This is a genomic window from Streptomyces sp. NPDC046925, assembly GCF_040644915.1.
GTDB lineage: Bacteria > Actinomycetota > Actinomycetes > Streptomycetales > Streptomycetaceae > Streptomyces.
This window is the reverse complement of record NZ_JBEYWZ010000020.1, coordinates 68,350-87,010: the sequence shown is the minus strand read 5'-3', so window position 1 is coordinate 87,010 and position 18,661 is coordinate 68,350. Positions and strand designations below refer to the sequence as shown.

18 protein-coding genes and 1 pseudogene are annotated in these 18,661 nt (G+C 70.7%); 15 read left to right on the top strand and 4 right to left on the bottom strand.

Annotated features, from left to right (window positions below; all coding sequences use genetic code 11):
• Window positions 1-99 (top strand): annotated as a pseudogene (locus ABZ906_RS43635) (hypothetical protein); the annotation flags it as partial.
• Window positions 100-115: 16 nt separating this feature from the next.
• Here ABZ906_RS43635 and eno read toward each other — a convergent pair.
• The gene (gene eno, locus ABZ906_RS43630; RefSeq protein ID WP_361392688.1) at window positions 116-1,426 is read right to left on the bottom strand and encodes a phosphopyruvate hydratase; all 1,311 of its coding nucleotides are present in this window, start codon (window positions 1,424-1,426) and stop codon (window positions 116-118) included.
• A gap of 192 nt (window positions 1,427-1,618) precedes the next feature.
• Here eno and ABZ906_RS43625 point away from each other — a divergent pair, with 192 nt between their 5' ends.
• From ABZ906_RS43625 to ABZ906_RS43610, 4 genes are all read left to right on the top strand, one after another.
• Window positions 1,619-2,041, top strand: a complete 423-nt coding sequence (locus ABZ906_RS43625) for a MarR family transcriptional regulator (protein WP_361392685.1) — start codon at window positions 1,619-1,621, stop codon at window positions 2,039-2,041.
• 251 nt (window positions 2,042-2,292) lie between these two features.
• A complete protein-coding gene (locus ABZ906_RS43620; protein WP_361392682.1) occupies window positions 2,293-3,156 on the top strand; it encodes an immunity 49 family protein in 864 nt (287 codons plus the stop codon).
• Between the two features lie 55 nt (window positions 3,157-3,211).
• Window positions 3,212-3,883: a DUF6000 family protein gene (locus ABZ906_RS43615; RefSeq protein ID WP_361392679.1), complete on the top strand. Its 672-nt coding sequence runs from the start codon at window positions 3,212-3,214 to the stop codon at window positions 3,881-3,883.
• 133 nt (window positions 3,884-4,016) lie between these two features.
• Window positions 4,017-4,730 (top strand): DUF3592 domain-containing protein, encoded by a 714-nt coding sequence (locus ABZ906_RS43610; protein WP_361392676.1) that lies wholly within the window; start codon window positions 4,017-4,019, stop codon window positions 4,728-4,730.
• Window positions 4,731-4,793: 63 nt separating this feature from the next.
• Here ABZ906_RS43610 and ABZ906_RS43605 read toward each other — a convergent pair whose 3' ends face one another.
• Entirely contained in the window at window positions 4,794-5,249 is a 456-nt protein-coding gene (locus ABZ906_RS43605) for an Lrp/AsnC family transcriptional regulator (RefSeq protein WP_361392673.1), read from the bottom strand.
• Window positions 5,250-5,448: 199 nt separating this feature from the next.
• Between ABZ906_RS43605 and ABZ906_RS43600 the strand changes: the two genes are divergently transcribed.
• The 5 genes from ABZ906_RS43600 to ABZ906_RS43580 all read left to right on the top strand — a co-directional run bounded on the left by ABZ906_RS43600 (window position 5,449) and on the right by ABZ906_RS43580 (window position 10,885).
• Window positions 5,449-6,036, top strand: a complete 588-nt coding sequence (locus tag ABZ906_RS43600) for a helix-turn-helix domain-containing protein (protein WP_361392714.1) — start codon at window positions 5,449-5,451, stop codon at window positions 6,034-6,036.
• 328 nt (window positions 6,037-6,364) lie between these two features.
• Complete coding sequence (locus ABZ906_RS43595; RefSeq protein WP_361392670.1) at window positions 6,365-7,111, top strand: VCBS repeat-containing protein; 747 nt, start codon at window positions 6,365-6,367, stop codon at window positions 7,109-7,111.
• Between the two features lie 255 nt (window positions 7,112-7,366).
• Entirely contained in the window at window positions 7,367-7,984 is a 618-nt protein-coding gene (locus tag ABZ906_RS43590; RefSeq protein WP_361196184.1) for a response regulator transcription factor, read from the top strand.
• Between the two features lie 160 nt (window positions 7,985-8,144).
• Entirely contained in the window at window positions 8,145-8,825 is a 681-nt protein-coding gene (locus ABZ906_RS43585) for a DUF4255 domain-containing protein (protein WP_361392667.1), read from the top strand.
• Complete coding sequence (locus ABZ906_RS43580) at window positions 8,822-10,885, top strand: AAA family ATPase (protein WP_361392664.1); 2,064 nt, start codon at window positions 8,822-8,824, stop codon at window positions 10,883-10,885. Before ABZ906_RS43585 ends, ABZ906_RS43580 begins: the two co-directional genes overlap by 4 nt.
• A gap of 50 nt (window positions 10,886-10,935) precedes the next feature.
• Here the strand turns inward: ABZ906_RS43580 and ABZ906_RS43575 are convergent, their stop codons facing one another.
• Window positions 10,936-12,339, bottom strand: a complete 1,404-nt coding sequence (locus ABZ906_RS43575; protein WP_361392662.1) for a hydrolase — start codon at window positions 12,337-12,339, stop codon at window positions 10,936-10,938.
• Window positions 12,340-12,655: 316 nt separating this feature from the next.
• On the opposite strand from ABZ906_RS43575, the gene ABZ906_RS43570 reads away from it, so the two are divergent.
• From ABZ906_RS43570 to ABZ906_RS43550, 5 genes are all read left to right on the top strand, one after another.
• Window positions 12,656-14,461: a DUF4157 domain-containing protein gene (locus ABZ906_RS43570; RefSeq protein WP_361392659.1), complete on the top strand. Its 1,806-nt coding sequence runs from the start codon at window positions 12,656-12,658 to the stop codon at window positions 14,459-14,461.
• Window positions 14,462-14,696: 235 nt separating this feature from the next.
• The gene (locus ABZ906_RS43565) at window positions 14,697-16,301 is read left to right on the top strand and encodes a phage tail sheath subtilisin-like domain-containing protein (protein WP_361392656.1); all 1,605 of its coding nucleotides are present in this window, start codon (window positions 14,697-14,699) and stop codon (window positions 16,299-16,301) included.
• 110 nt (window positions 16,302-16,411) lie between these two features.
• Complete coding sequence (locus ABZ906_RS43560) at window positions 16,412-16,855, top strand: phage tail protein (RefSeq protein WP_361195981.1); 444 nt, start codon at window positions 16,412-16,414, stop codon at window positions 16,853-16,855.
• Window positions 16,855-17,364 carry a hypothetical protein gene (locus ABZ906_RS43555; protein WP_361392653.1) on the top strand — a complete coding sequence of 170 codons (510 nt, stop codon included), beginning with the start codon at window positions 16,855-16,857 and terminating at the stop codon, window positions 17,362-17,364. The genes ABZ906_RS43560 and ABZ906_RS43555 overlap by 1 nt, the downstream gene beginning before the upstream one ends.
• Window positions 17,361-17,519 (top strand): DUF6760 family protein, encoded by a 159-nt coding sequence (locus tag ABZ906_RS43550; protein ID WP_361195977.1) that lies wholly within the window; start codon window positions 17,361-17,363, stop codon window positions 17,517-17,519. The genes ABZ906_RS43555 and ABZ906_RS43550 overlap by 4 nt, the downstream gene beginning before the upstream one ends.
• On the opposite strand, the gene ABZ906_RS43545 is transcribed toward ABZ906_RS43550, so the two are convergent.
• A complete protein-coding gene (locus ABZ906_RS43545) occupies window positions 17,468-18,127 on the bottom strand; it encodes a hypothetical protein (protein WP_361392650.1) in 660 nt (219 codons plus the stop codon). The genes ABZ906_RS43550 and ABZ906_RS43545 overlap by 52 nt on opposite strands.
• Between the last annotated feature and the right edge of the window lie 534 nt (window positions 18,128-18,661).

Here is an 18,661-nt window from a genome sequence, read left to right as displayed (position 1 = left end):
AAGACCGGCTCCCTCTCCCGCTCCGACCGCACGGCGAAGTACAACCAACTGATCCGTATCGAGGAGGAGTTGGGCGACGCGGCTCGTTTCGCGGTCCGCTACCTGTGTCCGCTGCTCACGCCCGACGCAGCGCGGAGCGGCCGGCGAAACGAGCCGCGTCGCCCAACTCCTCCTCGATACGGATCAGTTGGTTGTACTTCGCCGTGCGGTCGGAGCGGGAGAGGGAGCCGGTCTTGATCTGACCGCAGCCGGTCGCCACCGCCAGATCCGCGATGGTGGTGTCCTCCGTCTCGCCCGAGCGGTGCGACATGACCGCCGTCCAGCCCGCCTGATGGGCCGTGGCCACCGCGTTCAGCGCCTCGGTCAGGGTTCCGATCTGATTGACCTTGACCAGGACGGAGTTGCCGACGCCGGTGCGGATGCCGTCGCGCAGCAGCGTCTCGTTGGTGCAGAACACGTCGTCGCCGGTGAGCTGGCAGCGGTCGCCGACGCGGGCGGTCAGCTCACGCCAGCCGTCCAGGTCGTTCTCCGCCATCGGGTCCTCGATGGAGACGATCGGGTACGAGTCGATGAGCTTGGCGAGGTAGTCGGCGTTCTCGGAGGGTGTGCGGCGCACTCCCTCGCCCGCGTAGTCGTACACGCCCTCGCGGAAGAACTCCGACGACGCCGGGTCCATGATCAGGCCGATGTCCGTGCCGGGGCGGTAGCCGGTGCGCTCGATGGCGCTCATCACGAAGTCGAGCGCTTCCTCGGCCGTACGCAGCGCGGGCGCGAAACCGCCCTCGTCGCCGACGCCGGTGGAGTGCCCGGCGGCCAGCAGATCGCGGCGCAGGGTGTGGAAGACCTCGCTGCCCATGCGTACGGCTTCGGCGAAGGTGTCCGCGCCGACGGGCGCGATCATGAACTCCTGGAAGTCCAGCGGATTGTCGGCGTGCGCGCCGCCGTTGACGATGTTCATCATCGGCAGCGGCAGGAGGTGGGCGTCGGCGCCGCCGAGGTAGCGGTAGAGGGGCTGACGGTGGGCCGCCGCGGCGGCCTTGGCGGCGGCGAGGGACACGCCGAGGATCGCGTTGGCGCCGAGCCGGGACTTCGTGGCGGTGCCGTCGAGGGCGACGAGCGCGGCGTCGAGCCCCGCCTGGTCCGCCGCGTCCCGGCCGCGCACGGCCGCCGCGATCTCTCCGTTGACGTGGGCCACCGCGCGGTCGACGCCCTTGCCGTGCCAGCGCGCGGAGTCCCCGTCGCGCAGCTCCACGGCCTCCCGGGCGCCGGTGGACGCGCCGGAGGGAACGGCCGCGCGCCCCAGGTGCTCGTCCCTCAGCACGACGTCGACCTCGACCGTGGGGTTGCCCCGGCTGTCGATGATCCGGCGGGCGGTGACGGCCTCGATGGTGGCGTCGACGGTCCCGGCTGCTGCTGTTTCGGACATGGGAGATCCTCCCCGTTGTCGTGTGCCGTGGCCCCGGCTGCGACAACGCTGGCGCTGAGCCCGACGGAACGAAACCCTACAGCAATGCTGTGCAGTATTGCTGAGCAGTTTTGCTGCACACCCCTGCCCTATGGCGACTCTGCGCAGGTCAGCTGCACGGCTTCGCTGCCCGGTAGCGGGGTAAAGTGCCGTATGCCCACCCCGGAAGCCGCCGCCATCGCCGCAGAACTGCGTACCGCGATGGGCAAGCTCACCCGCCGCGTCAGGCACGAGGACCGCATCCCGCTCGGCCAGGTCGCCGTGCTCGGCGCACTCGACCGCGACGGCGCCATGACCACCAGCGACCTCGCCGCCAACCAGCACGTGCGCCCCCAGTCGATGGCCAGGGCGGTGGGCCTGCTCATGGAACAGAACCTGATCACCCGCCGGGCCCACCCCACCGACGGCCGCAAGTCACTGGTCGAACTGTCGGACGCGGGCCGGGCGGCACTCGAAGCGGAACGCGGCCGCAGGGCAGGCTGGCTCGCCCTGGCCATCGAGGCCGAACTCTCCGACGAGGAAAGGGAGCTGCTCTCCAAAAGCGCCACCCTCCTGAACCGCCTCGCCGCACGCTAGGGGGGCGAGGCGGCCGGTGTCCGCGGGGGGCGGTCAGCGGTCCCTGGCGAGCGCGGATGTCCCCGATGCTCGGAGCCCATGGTCTGTGCGGGCCACGACTTCGCGGCACCACGGCGTCGGGACACAAGGGCATGGATCGTCGTGGCTGCGGTACTGAACGCCCGACATGCCGGCACACGCAGACCCATACACCCCCGCGTGATCTGATCGAACGCGCGACACCGGTTCGACATCAAGGAGGGGACTCATCAGTGACCGTACGTATCGAACGGCATGGACTGCCGGCAGGGCCCGAGGCCGAAGCGTATGCGCAACGGATCGGTCAGTTCTTCAGCGAGGAGATCAGTCAGCTTGAGGAGTCCACAGCAGTTCTCGACGGAGTCTTTGACACGTCAATCCTGAACCTCCGCGCGCGTAGTGTGCTCGACCCGCGGGCAGCGGAGCTGGAGACATGGGAGGCGGCGTCCACGGCGATGCAGGTGGGGTCAGCGCTATTTGCCGTCACCGGTATGAGCGAAGGCACCGTCGAGTGCCGGATCGACCGCAAGGTACGCAGCCTGCGGGCCCTCGGCCCGCTGCCGACCGCTGATGCGGGCACCTGGCTTCAGGCGTTTTGGCTGGCCGTCATCTGCCGAGAACAGGAACGGATGACGCAGCTGTGCGAGATCCCGCTCGACCGCTTGCGTGCGCGGCAAGGCAAGTACGACGAGTACGTCTACCACTGGGTGGACACACTGCAGACCTACTGGCTGCGACGCCCCGGCCTGGTGGAGAAGCTCACGGCCACATTCGAAGCCTCCGATACGGCAGTGGCACATATCGCCCCACGGGACCTGTTGGACGGCATCCTCTACCCGCCGATCAATCTCTTCTATCGCCTTGTGATCAAGGATGAGGAGGGCTTCGGACCGGCCTTGGTCGAGGCGCTGAAACTGCACCGTGCGTACTGGACCTTGAACGAGGACCGCAAGAGCGACATCGACGGCACTATCGCGATTGGCCCGCTGGCCATTGCCTGCCTGGCCTTCGACGGGGGGTTCCCCATCGAGGTCGAGTCGGAGTACCTGCCCCATCACCTCCTGCGGCACGGCTGGCTCGGCGAGTTCGCTACCTGAGGCGGCATGACGATGCGGCATGGCTCGATCGTCCTCGGCGGGTCAGGATCCTGGGGTGCGACACAGCGATGAGGATGCCGAGCTGCGGGAGCTGGTTCGCCGGTACGTGACGCCCGGCCGTCGTTATCTCAAGCTCGGCGGGGGACTGTTGAGGTTGGAGGAACCTGAGCTCGGCCGGTTCGTGCGGCTTCTTGCTGCGGACGCCGGGGTTATCACCGCGCCCGAAATCGCCACCCTCCTCAAAGGCGGATGGCGTGAGCGCAGAACCGCCGCGTGGCTCGTCGCCGTGTCCCGGCGGACCGAGTTCCGCGACCGCCTCGGTGAGCTTCTGCTGGCCAGCGAGGTCTGCTGCGCAGGTTCTGCGTACTGCGTGGCCCTCGCCTCCTTCGGTACGCCGGACGACGCCGATCACCTGACCGCCTACCTTGATCGCTACCTGCGCCGCCCCGACCTCGGCTACGACCAGAGCGTGGCCATGGGCGCCCTCGTGTACGTCGACCTCAACCTCGGTCACGACAAAGCCGCCCGTTTCCTGGCGCCGGACGGGCTGTGGCATCAGTGGCTTCAGGGCAGAGCCGATGGGCGGCAGGCCGGCGTCCATGCCGGCACGTACGCCGACAGCTTGAGTCTGATCCGCCGGCTCTGCGCCTTCGTTGACGACTGTGCCGAGCTGCGGCAGGGGCCGTGGTCGGCAACGGCAGGCTTTGATGGGCCAGTTGGGCCGTAGGATCCGGCTTATGGGGCGGGGTGTGCGGATTGTGTTGAAAGGGCGCGGGGGCGTCATGCGGCTGGAGAGCGGGGAGGTGCTTGTGGTGCGGGGGCGCGCTACGTGGTGCATACCGTTGCGGGCCCTCGGTGCCGTGGAGAGTGACGGCAGGACCTCCGTGCGGCTGCGGATCAGCGGCGACACCGTGGGGGACGGTTTTAGGGTGAGCAGCGGCAACAGCAACGCGGTGGGCGCGTTCACCGAGGGGCTGCGGCAGGCCATGGAAGGCGTTACCCCCGTGGCGGACGGAGCGGCGCTGGTGACCACCGGGCCCACGCCCCGGACGCCTCTGGCGCTCAACACCCGCGCGGCCCGGGTGACCATGGGGGCGGGCGGCTATCTGCTGCTGATCGTCCTGCTGTTCACGGTCGTGGAGGATCCCGATCAGGCGTACTGGCTGGGTACCACCTTGTACCTGCTGCCCTTCGGCGCCGGACTCCTGCTGGCGGCCTGGCGGTTCTTCGTGCGCGACCCGTGGATTCTGCGGCGCCGCGGCGTGACGGTGCCCGGCGAGATCGTCGACTACCGCACGTCGACCAAGCAGCAGGCCATGTACCCCGTCCTGCGGTTCACGACGGCCGACGGTGTCACGGTGACGCACGAGTCGTCGGTCACCGTCCTGATGCGGCTCCGGAATTCTTCCGTGGACGTCACCTACGACCCGCAGCACCCCAGCAGGGTCCGCGGCGGCCGGGCGTTCGCCCATATGACCATGGCCCTCTTCCTCGTCGTATTCGGGGCGGCCCTGGCCCTCGTACCGCTCGCCGGATTCGTGGCGGCCGTGCTGGGCGACCTGCTGAACGGCTAGCCGGATCCGGCGCTGTCTTGCCGACGCCCCCGGGAGCAGCCCAGGGAACGGGAAATGGCCGGGTCAGGACGTGGCTGACGGCGCCATCGGCAGCGGTTTGTGCGGATAGCTGCGCAGTACGAGGGAGGTGGTGACCGGGCCGTAGCGGGCCAGGGAGTCCACGACTTGTTCGAGGCGTTCGGCGTGCGAGCAGTGCACGTCGAGCAGCAGGCAGTCATCGCCGGTCACGCGGAGGGTCGAGACGACCTCGGGAGTACGGGCGGCCAGGGCGAGCGCCGGGGAGAGCTGCGCGTGGCCGGTGCGCAGCCGTACGACGGCGTGGATGTGCAGCCCGACGGCGGCCGGAACGACGACCGCGCGGTAGCCGGCGATGACTCCGCTCTTCTCCAGGCGTTGGATACGGGCGCCGGCCGCCGGCTGCGAGAGGCCGACCCGGCGTCCGACCTCCGCTCCGGTGAGCCGGCCGTCGGTCTGGAGCAGTGCCAGGATGGCGCGGTCGATCTCGTCGAGTGATTCCATCGTCAATCGCCCCCGTACGTCATCATCCCGGGGATCGGCATCCATGATGCGCTACACGCATGTCGCATGTATGACCCCTGGCGGAGTGTGGACGTAGCATGTCGGCGTGACGGCGCAGAAGCAGCAGACGGACCGGCAGACGGCTCACAAGACGGACCGGCAGAAGGACCCGCAGAAGGACCCGCAGGCGAAGCGGCCCCTGCGGGCCGACACCGAGCGGACCATTCGGACGATCCTCGAAGCGTCCGAGCGCGTCCTGGCCGCCAACCCCGCGGCGACCATGGAGCAACTGGCCAAGGCCGCCGGTGTCGCCCGCACCACCGTCCACCGCCGGTTCGCCACCCGCGACGCGCTCCTCGACGAGCTCACCGGCTGGGCCGCCCGGCAGTTCGCGGACGCCGTCGACGCCGCCCGCCCGGACGCCGCACCGCCCCTCGTCGCCCTCTACCAGGTCACCGCCAACGTCCTGCGCGTAAAGACCGATTGGTCGTTCTCCATGAACCGCGCGGCCGAGGACGTCCACCCCGAGGCGGACCGCATCCACGCCGAGGTCCGGGACACCTGCATCCGGCTCTTCCGCCGCGCCCAGGAAGCGGGCGTACTCCGCTCCGGCATCGACCTCGACTGGACCCGGCGCGTCTACTACGCCCTCATCCACGAGGCCGCCAAGGAAGGCGCGGAAGGCGGCGGCGAGGCGGACGCGGACATGCTCGCCACCCGCGTCATGGACACCCTCCTGCGCGGCGCCGGAGACCCGTCCCGACTCGGCGGGCACACGGGCATCTGAGATCCCCGCACGGCGGCACGCGCGAAGGCGACCCTTCGCCCCACCGGCGCCAGAGAAGCTCTCAAGGCTCTCCGAAGAGTCACCCGCGTCCCACCCCCGTGTCCCGGGCAGTACACGTTCCCGCTGGTCAGAGGGTGATTTCGCGTTCCAGCGTCCCTAACTGACCGGATTTCATGGCGGTCCGGACGGATCACCCCGCAAGCTCGAAGGGTGCTCATCCGGAAGATCCCCCACCCCCCACATCGCGATCACCACTGCATGAGGCGCGGCGCGGAGCGGAGCCCTGGATCGGGCACTTCTCGACAGCAATGACATGAGGAGTTCGCAGATGCTTCGCAAGCGCTCACGCTTGATCGCCGCGCCGGTCGCGGCTGTGGCCCTGACCCTGACCGCTGCCGGGTACCAGGCCAGCGCGGCCGGATCGTCGGACGCGGGCGGCGCGGCGCGGTCCGGCAAGGCTGCCGGTGCGACCGTTCCGTGTCTGGCGGGCGCCACCACCCTGGTCGGCGACCTCGACGGCGACGGCCGCCCCGACAAGATCGTCAACCCCGGGCACACCGGCCTCAAGATGACCGTCCAGTGGGGAGCGGCGGACGGCACCTTCGGCAGCAAGCAGAACGTCGCCAAGCTCCTCGGCGCGAAGACGGGCGAGGTCGCCACCGCCGCGGTCGCCGACTTCCAGAACGACGGCACCCTGGACATGGTCGTCAACCTCGTCACGCCCGCGGGCGGGGACGACCCCAACACCGCACGCGTCGCCGAGTTCCGCCCCGGCCCGCTCAAGCGGTCGAACCTGGGCTCCGCCGCCGCCGAGAAGTCCGACATCGGCACCCACGGCGAGGCCAAGCAGCTGCGTATCGCCAACTACGGCGACGACGCGTACCCGGACCTCGCGGTCCTCAACAACGACGGCGACGGCGTCTGGGAGCGATCCGTCCGCCTGACGGAGCCGGGCGGCGGGCCCGGCGCCTACGATTACGAACTGCAGCAGAAGTACGGCGAGACCGGGACCCCGGCCGAGCCGCCTGCCATGCCCGCCGACGGATGGAAGCACTTCTACAAGTCCTGCTCCTGACCGGACCACCACCGGACGCCGCCGGCCACCCACCCTTCCCATGCCGGCGGCGCCCCGGCCGCCCCGAGGAATCCGTATGGCTGACCGCAGCTCCGGGGGAGTTCAGCTGTTCAGCTCGCCGGCTTTCTTCGCAGGGCTTCACCGCGCAGTTCCATAAGTGAGGAAGTTCGCTTGTCCAGCTCGCCCCCGGACCTCCAGGCCTCCCCGGACCTCCCTGCCGCCCCGGTCTCATCCCCGTCCTTGCGTGTCTTACCGATGCCCGGCCGGGTGCGGGTCGCCGTCAGCGCCCCCGACCCGATAAGCCGTGAGGGAGTCCTCAGCCAGTTGCGGCGGCACCCTGAGGTCGAACTGCAGGCGGACTCCGGCCCCGCCGCGGTGGCCCTGCTCATCGAGGACACCCTCGACGAGGCCGCGCTGACCCGGCTCAGACGCGCCGTGCGCAGCGAGGGGGCCCGCGCCGTGCTCGTCGCGGGTACGGTCCGCGAGCACGAACTCCTGGAGGTCATCGAGTGCGGTGTGGGCGCCATAGTGTGGCGTCACGAGGCAACCGCCCACCGCCTGGTCCAAGCGGTGCTCACCACCGCGAGAGGCGGCGGCGACCTGCCCGCGGACCTGCTGGGCCAACTCATCGGCCAGGTCGGGCGGCTGCGCCGGAGCGGCGCCGATATGCCGGGATCCTTCCTGAGCTTCAGCAAACGCGAGGTGGACGTGGTCGCGCTGGTGGCGGAGGGCTTCGACACCTCGGAGATCGCCATGAAGCTGTCGTACTCCGAACGGACCGTCAAGAACGTCATGCACGGCCTGACCACACGCCTGAACCTGCGCAACCGGGCACACGTGGTGGCCCATGCCCTGCGTGAGGGCTACATCTAGGAGCCATACCGAGGGCCGGTCCGCCCCTTGAGGCAACAAACCCTGCCCCGCCGTCATCCCCGACGTACCTGCACCCCGGTCGCCGCGAAGAGCACGATCGGGGGCAGGGCCGTCACCGGCCCGCACGGCGGGGAAGCGAACGGCTGCTGGGAGCGCAAGGGTGATCCATGAGGTGGACGAGGTGCTCAAGGGCCTCATCGGCGGCGGGACACTGTCCGGCTCCGGTATCGACGTGTCCTTCGACGTGCCCACCCGCGACTGGGCGGCCCGGCGCAACGCACCCGTGGTCAACGCCTACTTGTACGACATCCGGGAGGACGTGGCGCTGCGCCAGCGCGGCCACACCGGACTGCGCGACGAACGTGACGTCGTCGTACGCCGCCGCCGTCCCCCGCGCTGGTTCCGGCTCTCCTATCTGGTGACGGCCTGGACGAAGACGCCGCAGGACGAACACCGCCTGCTGTCGGCCGTCCTCGCGACCCTCCTGCCGCACGAGCTGCTGTCACCCGCGGATCTCCCGGAAGCGCTCGGGCGCCTGGGCCTTTCGATCCCCGTGACGGTGTCCGGCAGCAAGTCGGAGGCCAGGTCCCTCGCCGACATCTGGTCGGCACTCGGCGGGGAACTCAAGCCGTCCCTGGACCTCGCGGTCACCGTGCCGTTCCCGGCCTACCCCGACTACGACGCGGGGCCCCCGGTCACCGAGGGCGCGACGGTCCGGGTTCGCGCCACCGACGGCGGCCCGCCCGTATCGGCGGACCGCTCCCACCGGCCCCGCCAGGTGGCGGCCGCCCGCACCGCCCACGAACAGGCGGCGGCGGCCCGCCGCACGGAGCAGCCATGAGTACGACGTCCCTGGATGACCGCCCGCAAGCCCCCGGCGGCACAGGGCCCGCCCACTCCCTCCTCCAGCGCCTGGCCCGCCTGCGGCAGACGGTGACCGCCCTCGTCGAGTCCCGCTCGGCCGCCGACCCCACCGCCGGCGACCCGCTGCGCGGCCTGTACCTGTCCGAGGACGCCGTACGCCATCTGCTGCACGCCAGCCCACGCACGATCCCGGAGACCGAACCACCGGCGCCCCGACCGCCGCAGCACACCGCCGACCCCGTAGACCCCGTCGCCCCCGCAGACCCCGACGACCGGCTCGCCCGCATCGCCGCCCGGCTGCCCCTCACCGAGCTGGACACGGCGGTCCTGCTCATCGCCCTCGCCCCGGACCTGGACCGCACCTTCGAGCCCCTGTACGGCTACCTCAACGACGACGTGAGCCGCCGCCGCGCCACCGTGGGACTCGCCCTGGAACTGTGCGGCACACCCCCGCACCTGCCCGACGCCCGCGCCCGCTTCCACCCCTCGGCGCCCCTCCGCTCCCTGGGACTGCTGACGGTCGAGGACGCCGAACGGCCGCTGCTCACCCGCTCCTTGCGCGTGCCCGACCGGCTCACCGCCCACCTCCTGGGCGACGCCACCCCCGACGCCGCGCTCCGGGGCCTGCTGCACCCGATGCCTGCCCCGCAGCCGGAGACCGCGCACGGCGCGCAGGGCGACGGCTTCGTCCAGCGGCTCGCCACCCGCCTCGGCGCGGGCCCCTGCACCGCCTACCTCCAGGAACACCGCGAGGGCGACGCCCTGGCCGTCCTCGCCTCCGCCCTGCACACGGCGGACATCGGAGCACTGCGCTTCTCCGGCCCCACGGACCACCTCCCGGAGCTGCTGCGCGAGGCACGCCTCAGCGGCCGGGCCGTCGTCGTGTCCGGGCTGCCCGAACAACCGGCATCCATGGTCGCCGAGTTGGCCTCCGCCAGAGACGTGACCGTGCTCCTCGCCGACCCCCGCCCCTACGACCCCCAGTGGTCCGCGCACGACCCCCTGGTGCTCCAGGCACCCCGGCTCCCGGCAGGCGGCACCGCGACCTGGCAGAGCGCCCTCGGCGCTGCCGCCGACGGCTTCGACCTGGCCGGCACCGTGGCCCCGTACCATCTCGGCGCCGAGCGCATCGGGCGCGCCGCGAGGGCCGCTGCAGCGCTCGCGGCCTTCGACGGGACCGAACTCACCGCCGCCCACGTCCGGCTCGCCGCCCGGCAGCAATCGGCCTCCGGCCTCGAACAACACGCCCGCCGCATCCGGCCCGACGTGACCTGGCACGACCTGGTCCTGCCCCACGAGCCCCTCGCCCAGCTGCGGGAACTCGCCCTGCGTGCCCGCCATCGCGACCGCGTACTGGGCGACTGGCGGCTCAGCGCGGGCGGCGGTCGCGGACGCGGGGTCCTCGGACTGTTCGCGGGGGAGTCCGGCACAGGCAAGACGCTGTCCGCCGAGGTCGTCGCCGCGGATCTGGGCGTGGACCTCTACGTCGTCCAGCTCTCCTCGATCGTCGACAAGTACGTCGGCGAGACCGAGAAGAACCTGGAGCGGATCTTCACGGAGGCCGACCGTACGGACGCGGTGCTCCTCTTCGACGAGGCCGACGCCGTCTTCGGCAAGCGCTCCGAGGTCAAGAACTCCCACGACCGGTACGCCAACATGGAGAGCGCCTACCTGCTGCAGCGCCTGGAGTCCTTCGACGGCATCGCGCTCCTGACCACCAACCTGCGGGCCAACATCGACGACGCGTTCACCCGCCGCCTGGACCTGGTGGTCGACTTCCCCTTCCCGGACGCGGAGCAGCGGACCGCGCTGTGGCGGCACGGACTGTCGCACGTCCCGCACGCCGAAGACATCGAACTCGACCCGCTCGCCCGGGTCTTCGAGCTGGCGGGCGGCTCCATCCGCAGTGCGGTGGTCACCGCCGCCTACCTCGCGGCCGCCCGGGACGAACCGGTAGCGGCGGGCGACCTCCTGGAGGGCGCCCGCCGCGAGTACCGCAAGGCGGGCCGGCTCGTCCCCGGTGAAGCCAACTGGTGAGAACCGGCCGGTGACAGCGGGGCGATAGCCGGGGTGACAGCGGGGGGCTGTCACACGGTGAAGCGGACCGCCTCCAGCGCCTTGTACTTCTCGATCGGGCTTCCGTGGTACTTCCACCCGCCGGGGTCGGTGCACACCCGGCCCATCCACTGCTCGTTCCTCACCCGGGCGTCGCTGCATACGACACCTTCAAAGACCTTGAAGGTGTAGCCCTCAAGAACGGGGTCGGCGCTCTTCGAGCTGCCGAAGTACATGTTCTTCCCGTCCTGCGCGTTCGACCACGGAACCTTCGTACGCCATCCTTCGCCGACCCAGGCGCCGGTGCCGCTGACGCCCTTGGTGTTGACCGTCGCGATGTTCAGGGCCTTGATGGGCGTGCCCTTGCCGACCGTGCCGGCCTCGGCGCCGTCGCACACCGGATCCTGCCAGCCCTTGCCCGCGACCAGGGCGCGGTAGCAGATGTGGCGGCCCTCGCTGCGCTCGGAGAGCTTGCGCACCGCGTCGGCCGCGGTCTGCTGCTTGGGCTTCGGGGGCTGCTGTCCGCCGCCTCCGCCTCCGCCTCCTCCGTCGCCCTTGTCGTCGTCCGAGCCGCCCTCGTCCTTCTTCTCGTCGTCCGGCTTCTCCGTGGGGGTGGGCGGAGCGCTGCTGATCGGAGGGGGAGACTGGGACGGCTCGATCTTGCCGGCCTCCACCGGCTTCTCCCGCGCCACGCTCTTCACCTGCGGCTTGTACGTCAGCCAGATCACGACGAAAGCGATCGCGAGAGCGAGGAGCAGACCGAAGGTGGTGGCCAGCCAGCCCGGCAGGATCCCGCGTTGTACGAAGGTGCCGTCCACGTCCATCGGTTCGGTGCCGGAGCGCCGCACGGCCAGCGTGTAGGGCTGCTCCTGCTTGGACCCGAACCAGGTGATCTGCCGGGGGCGCAGCGTCGTCTTCACGAACGCGGCCCGGCCCGGCTCGATCTGGATGTTGCTCGGCTGCAGGTCGTACGAGAGCCGGTCCCCGGTGTCGCTGCCGCTGAGCGAGGCGGTGACCTTCGTGTTGCCGAGGTTGTCCACCGCGAGCCGCGGCTTGCCCCGGAAGCGGCCCTTGACCGTCGGCGGCACCAACTCGGCGCGCACCTCGGTGAAGGGCGTGATGGTGAGGTTTCCCTCGGGGACGGTCACGGCGTCCGGGTGCTCGGTCGGCGTGATCCGCACCGCGTAGGGATTGGGCCCCGCTGCCGCGTCCGGCGTGCGCGGCGGCGCGAACGTCAGCTCCACCGTGCCGGTCGTCCCCGGGTAGAGCCGCAGCGACGGTGGCTCCACCCTGGTCCAGGGCGAGAGATCGCCGACCGGTTCGAAGCGGTACTCGTCGACGATGTCACCGGTGTTGCGCACCTTCAGCCGCACGGTGGTGCTGCTGCCGGGATCGACGGTCGCAGAAGCGGGTTCCAGAGAAGTCCATAGGCTCACGCCTCGACGCTAGAAGAGACGACGCAACCCGTCAGGAGACTGCGGGGCAGACCCCGTTGCCCACAGGGGCGAGGCGTGGTGTCCGCGAGGCCGGCAGGAAGACGACTTCGGACCGGCGACGTCACCAAAGCCCTGCCCGCGGGCTTCGGGTGAGGTCGGCGCATGGTCGTGACGCACCCCAACTCTGCCCGATCGGCCACCGATTGTGCCCCCGCGTGCCTGGCGCCGCGTGCGGCCCACCGAGTATCCCGGACGAGACCCGTATTCACGCTGCCGCAGCCCCCTCCGTACCCGTGGCCAAGAAAGAGAGACTCTCGTGCGCGATCAATCCGGCGAAAAGAACAGCGAAGGCAGCGTCAGTCGGCAGCAGCAGCGTGAGCGTTCGACGAGCAACGCGGCAGGACTCCAGGGCCTCTTGGCAGGCCAGGCGTCGGCAGGCAATGCCGCTGTGGTCCAGATGCTGCGCAATGCCGGCCATCCCTGGGCGCAGGAAAAGCACCAGCACGGCGCCGGCTGCGGACACCGGAGCGACGGGTCGGCCACGGTGCAGCGGCGGGTCGCCGTCGACAACGGCTTCGCCGGGCCGGAGGCAGAGATGCGACAGGCCATGGCAGCAGAGGCCGATACGGAGCGGGCGAGCCTGGACAAGGTCCTCTCAAGCCCCGGACGGCCGCTGGAACCCCAAGTCGCCTCCGAGCTGGGGTCGCTGATGGGCTCGGACTTCTCCACCGTGCGCATGCACGACGACGCGGCGGCGGCCGAGTCCGCCAAGATGATGGGCGCGCACGCTCTGACGGCGGGCGAGCACATCGTCGTCGGGGACCGCCCGCTGGACCGGCACACGATGATCCACGAGCTGGAGCACGTCAAGCAGCAGCGCAGCGGAGACGTCGAGGGAACCGTTCAGCGCAGCGGTATCAAGGTCAGCGATCCCGACGACAAGCACGAGAGGGCGGCCGAGGCCACCGCGCATGCCCTCAGCAGCGCGCCCGTACCCTCGCTGTCGGGGCCCGCCGAGGTGCACGACCACGGAACGCACGCCTCGGACGCCGGGGGCGCTCTCGCCGCGCCCGCTGTGCAGAGGCGGGTCAGTGTGGAAGATCCTGAGACGTCGACCACTCAGGAAATGCAGAATGCCGATGATGTGAAGGCGTTCCTCGGTCAGTTCAACGTGTCGGTTGCACTCGTTTACAGTGGAATTCATGACTTGACCCCGCTTCGCGCGGCAGCTCATACGGGATTTCGTCTCGGCCCGGCCGTCGAGGAGATACTGACCGACGGCGAGTCTCGTGTGTACGGGAAGACTGCAAACGGCGCGAAGGAACTGGCTGAAGCAATCTGCGAAAAAATCGGTGAGCCTCCCATGGAGGCGGCCGGTGGTCGCGCTCAATCAGGGCCGGCCAATGCCAAGAAGAACATGTCGCTCTACGACGTGGCGCCGGATCTCCTGCAGCGGCTGGCCGCCTCCAAGTCCGGCGCCGCTCCCTCCGCCGCACCGTCCGCCGTGGGCCTGGGAACGGCGGGGCTTGCCGACGCCGCGTCGCGCAGGGTCAGGCCGGAACTCGCCCAACGGACGCCGGAGAATCCGATCTCGACAGGGTTCATGGAGGGAGTGACCGGCGCTTTCACCGGCCGCGCCGATGCGGTGACCAGGGCTCCGCAGGCCCCGGACAAGACCGTGGAAATGGTGCGCTGGGGCCTCTGGGCCGGAGAGGGACTGGAGAACGCCAACTCGGTGGTGGAGGAGCTCGCGAAGCGGGCAAGTGAAAGCGAAGGCAAGGGACTTCGCGATGACTGGGCAGCTCTGCAATCCGAGAACGCGAAGAAGGCCGCGGCCTCTGCCGCGGGCTCTCTGGCGACGGGCGCGGCCATCGGCCGGGCAGCATCGGCGATCCCGCATCCTCTCATCAGCGCGGCGGGCAGGGTTGCGACGATGGTGACGGGAGGCGTGGCAGCACACAACAAAATCGCCGACCAGTATGAAGCCATCGAGAAATTCCAAAAGGAGCAGCCCGCGGCATTCGCTGCCATCAAGAGCCAGCGTGACGCGGATCTGCGCAAGCAGTCTGCACGGCACAGCGAAACGATCCAAAACGTATGGGCGAACTCCGAATGGGGATAGGCCGACGGGTGCAGCGCTCCCGAGCGGACCGAGTCGGCGCACGGCCAGGGGCCCGTGCGCCGGTACACGGCGAGCTGTAGCGACGCGGGGCGAGCGGACTCATGTAACCGGCCCACGGTGAGTGCCCTTGCGGGCATCGACGTTGCCCGGGGCATGGCACCCGAGGACATTCCACCGGTGCTCGGCAGCGACCAGCCTGAAGGAGTCCCGTCGCGTACCCCGAGGAGAGCAGAGCATGCCGTCCTACTTGTCGCCCGGCGTCTACGTCGAGGAGGTGTCCGGCGGTTCGCGCCCGATCGAGGGAGTGGGGACCTCGGTGGCGGCCTTCGTCGGACTTGCCTCGTCCGGACCGCTGAACGAGCCCACGCTGGTGACCAACTGGACCCAGTACGTCGCCGCCTTCGGCGACTTCACCGACGGGTACTACCTCGCCCACTCGGTCTACGGCTTCTTCAACAACGGCGGATCCGCCGCATACGTGGTCCGCGTCGGCGGCTCCTCCGAGGGCTCGGCAGGGTCGTCGGCGGACGGCAAGACCCCTGCCGCGGTGAACGGTTCGGCGCCCGCACCGGCGCTGCCCGCCGCCGAGCCCAAGCAGCTCGGCGCCTTCTCCGTGGCGGCCACCGGCCAGGGCGCGAGCGGCCCGCTGAGCGTCGAGGTCGCCGACCCCGAGGGCGAGGGCCCCGCCGAGCGCTTCAAGCTGATCGTCAAGAGCGGCGACAAGCCGGTCGAGACCTTCGACGTGAGCGCCAAGAAGGGCAACCGGACCTACGTCGTCACGCAGGTCAAGGAGCGCTCCAAGCTCATCACGGTGACGGAGAACGCGTCCGGCGCGCAGCTCACCCGCCCGGAGAACCAGACCGTCGCCCTGCCCGCGCCGCCCGCCCCCGCGCCGGTGCCCGTGGCGACGGAACAGGACGAGACCTCGCACCCCGGCCCGGCCCAGTACCTCGGCGACTCCGCCGACCGCACCGGCTTCGGCGGCCTGGAAGCCATCGACGAGATCTCCATGGTGGCCGTCCCCGACCTCATGGCCGCCTACCAGCAGGGCGCGATCGACCTGGAGGCCGTCAAGGCCGTACAGCTCGGCCTCATCGCGCACTGCGAGCTGATGGGCGACCGCGTCGCGGTCATCGACCCCCCGCCCACCCTGAACGCCCGTCAGATACGCGTGTGGCGCCAGGAGACGGCCGGCTACGACTCCAAGTACGCGGCCCTGTACTACCCCTGGCTCAAGACCTTCGACCCGGCATCGGGCAAGGCCCGCATGATGCCGCCCAGCGGTCACATCGCCGGCATCTGGGCCCGCAACGACGCCGAGCGCGGCGTGCACAAGGCGCCCGCCAACGAGGTCGTACGCGGCGCCGTCGACCTGGAGCTCCAGATCACCCGCGGCGAGCAGGACCTGCTCAACCCCATCGGCGTCAACTGCATCCGCGCCTTCCCCGGCCGCGGCATCCGCGTCTGGGGCGCGCGCACCCTGGCCTCCGACCCCGAGTGGCGCTACCTGAACATCCGCCGGTACTTCAACTACCTGGAGGAGTCGATCCTGATCGGCACCCAGTGGGTGGTGTTCGAGCCGAACGACCACGCGCTGTGGGCCCGCATCCGGCGCAACATCTCGGCGTTCCTGGTCACCGAGTGGCGCAACGGCGCGCTCTTCGGCCAGCGGCCCGAGGAGGCGTTCTACGTCAAGTGCGACGAGGAGACCAACCCGCCGGAGTCGGTCGACCTGGGCCGCGTCGTGTGCGAGATCGGCGTCGCCCCGGTCAAGCCCGCCGAGTTCGTGATCTTCCGTCTGTCCCAGTTCTCCAGCGGCAGCGGGGAGTTGGACGAGTAGGCCGTACGCCCGCCCGTTCAACCGTCCGCCCCCACCACCGTCGTACGCCATCGCCACGAAGCGCCAGGTCGTACGCCATCGCCACGAAGCGTTAGAAGGACAGCGATTCCATGAGTCTCATGCAGGGTGACTCCCTCACATCACACAACTTCGGTCTCCAGATCGACGGCGTGATGGTCGAGTATCTCCAGGAGGTCAGCGGCCTGACCCTCGAACAGGACATCATCGTCAGCCAGCAGAACACCGCGCAGGGCAAGATCGAGACCGCCATCCTGCCGGGCGTGCAGAAGAACGGTCAGTGCACCGTCGTGCGCGGCATGACCCAGTCGTCCGCGTTCACGCAGTGGATCAACGACTCGATCACCGGTCGCATGAGCACGGCCCGCAAGAACGCCTCGATCATCATGATGGATTACGAGGACAACCCGGTGAAGCGCTACAACCTGCGCAACGCCTGGTGCAGCAAGATCGACGCCAGCAGCCTGAAGGCCGGCGAGGCCGCCGTGCTCACCGAGACCGTGACCATCGTCTTCGAAGAACTGGTCATCGAGTAATGCGCCGCAAGGCTGTCGGTGTGCCGGACACGGGCGCGGCCCTCGCCGCGCCCCCGGCCCCGTCCCAGAACGCGGCGGGGGGAGCGGAGTCCCCCGCTCAGGCTCCCCCCGCCGCCCAGACCGACACCGCACCGCGGGCCCTGCGCACGGAGTTCCCCTTCCAACTGCCACGCGGATACGTGGACGAGGCCGGCACCGTGCACCGCGACGGCGTGATGCGCCTGTCGACCGCGCGGGACGAACTGGTCCCGCTGCGCGATGTCCGCGTCCAGGAGAACCCCGCGTACCTGTCGGTGGTGCTCCTGGGCCGGGTCATCACGCGCCTGGGCACGCTGGCGTCGGTGCACGACGGGACGGTGGAGAACCTGTTCGCCTCCGACCTGGCGTTCCTCCAGGACTTCTACCGCCAGATCAACGCCGAGGGGCACACCCGCGCGGCCGTGCAGTGCCCGCACTGCTCCGAGCCGTTCGAGGTGGAACTCGGCGGGAGCCGCCTGGGGGAATCGTGACGTACGCGACCGACCGGCTGCACGAGGAGATCGCGTACGTCGCCTATCACTTCCACTGGAACCTGGAGACGATCCTGGACCTGGAACACCACGACCGCCGCCGTTACGCGGACCAGATCGCGTCCTTCGTGACGCTCGCCGGCGCGGAGGGCTGAGCGGTGGGGTTCTTCGACCGGCTGCGGGGGCGGGGTGCGGGCGTCGGCGTGGGCGCGGATGCGCTCGACGGTGCTGCGGTCGCGGCTCCGTCGGCCACCGACTCCGCGTCCGACGTGCCGTCCGACGCCGTGTCCAGCGGTGCCGGTACCGGTGCCGGTGCCGGTGCGGTCACGGGCGCGTGGTCCGGGCTGCCGCCGATCCAGCGGGCCGTGCGCGACGGCGGGTCCGGCGTCGCGGACTCCGCGTTCGGCATGCGGCTGCCCACCTGGCAGAACCCCTCCTTTGCGGCGACGTCCGCCCGCACCGGAGTCCTGGACGCGGCGGCGTCGAGCAGCCTGCACTCCTCCGCCTCCTCCTCGTCCGGGACGCTGAGCGCCACGGCGCGGCCGGTCACTGGCCTTGAGAGGGCCGCGGGCGCGGCGCCCTGGACACCGGCGTCGCCGCCCCCGTCGGCGCGGCCGATGCCGGTGGCGCCGTTGCGGGAGGTGCAGCGGGCCGCGACACCCGCCGCCGCTCCGGAGACATCCGGGGCCGGGCCGACCGCCGGGGCCGGGGCGACCGCCGGGCGGGCGGGAGGTGCGGCATCTGCATCTGCACTGCCCAGCACGCGAGTTGGCGGTACGAGGCCGTCGTCCGCGCGGCGGTCACGACAGGCGCCGGTGGGCTCGCCCGCCCCGGTGCAGCGTGCTGCGGTGGCCGGGGCGCGGAACGCGGGAGCGACGGGCGGCAATTCTGGGGTACCCGGGGTTTCTGGCGCCCAGCGGCCACGGAGTCCTGAAGCACAGGGGTCCGCTGTACCAGGCCCTGGGCCCCGGACCGTGCAGCGCTCGCGTGCCATGCAGGAGGGGAGCGGGACGCCGGCCGTCACGCCGTCCCGCGCACCGGGCGCTGCCACCCCGCCTCCCACACCGGCCCGCGGGGTACGCGTGACGCCCGCTCCGTCCCTGGACGCCACGCGACCTCCCGCCCTGACCAGGGCACCGGCCGCGCCTACGGCGGTACAGCGCCGCGTCCTGCCGGTGGCAGCGGCCCGTCGGGGGCCTGCGCCGGACGCCGCGAGCGGCGGGGCGGGGAACGGGGCGGCTTCGGCGGGCGCCGGGGGAGGGGGAGTGCCCTCTGCCTCGGTGCCGTCGACGGGTGC